The sequence below is a fragment of the Cyanobium sp. NIVA-CYA 375 genome (assembly GCF_056108345.1).
This window is the reverse complement of the sequence record NZ_JBSYHW010000326.1, coordinates 1-724: the sequence shown is the minus strand read 5'-3', so window position 1 is coordinate 724 and position 724 is coordinate 1. Positions and strand designations below refer to the sequence as shown.

Annotated in this window: 1 protein-coding gene; it reads left to right on the top strand. The window is 77.9% G+C overall.

What is annotated here, in order from left to right:
• Positions 1-21 precede the first annotated feature (21 nt).
• Positions 22-724 (top strand): glycosyltransferase (locus AC01FP_RS18380; RefSeq protein ID WP_474482297.1); only part of this gene is annotated, 703 nt, incomplete at its 3' end.

The window sequence follows — 724 nt, the reverse complement described above, 5'->3', positions numbered from 1 at the left end:
GGGGGGGGGGTGTGGAAGGTGATGGCCGACCTGCCCATCGGCCCGCCCTGGGATCTCGGCCTGCGCAGCGTCTACCGGCGCCAGGGCTACCGGCTCGTGAACCAGCTCGCCACGCGCTTCGGCGCCGGCCCCGTGAAGCGCTGGCGCCAGGAACGGGGCCTGCCGCCGCGTCCGCGCGCGATCGACCTGCTGCACGACGCCCAGGGCCGGCCGGTGCCGCTGCTGCACGGGCACAGCGAGCTGCTCGTGCCGCGCCCGGCCGACTGGCCGCCACACGCCGCAGCCACCGGCTTCTGGCGCCTGCCGGCCAGCACCGGCTGGGCGCCACCGCCGGCGCTGCAGGCCTTTCTGGACGCGGGCGAGGCGCCGGTGTACGTGGGCTTCGGCAGCATGGCCGGGCGCGACCCGCAGCGGCTGGCCGCGCTCGTGATCGAGGCGCTGCGGCTGGCGGGCGTGCGCGGCGTCCTCGCGCAGGGCTGGGGCGGGCTGAAGCCCGGCACACTGCCGCCGGGCGTGCACCTCATCGAGCAGGCGCCACACGACGCGCTGCTGCCACGCATGGCGGCCGTGGTGCACCACGGCGGCGCGGGCACCACGGCGGCGGGCCTGCTGGCCGGGCGGCCCACGGTGATCTGCCCCTTCTTCGGCGATCAACCCTTCTGGGGCCGGCGGGTCCACGAACAGGGCCTGGGCCCGGCGCCGCTGCCGCAGCGGCGGCTGACGG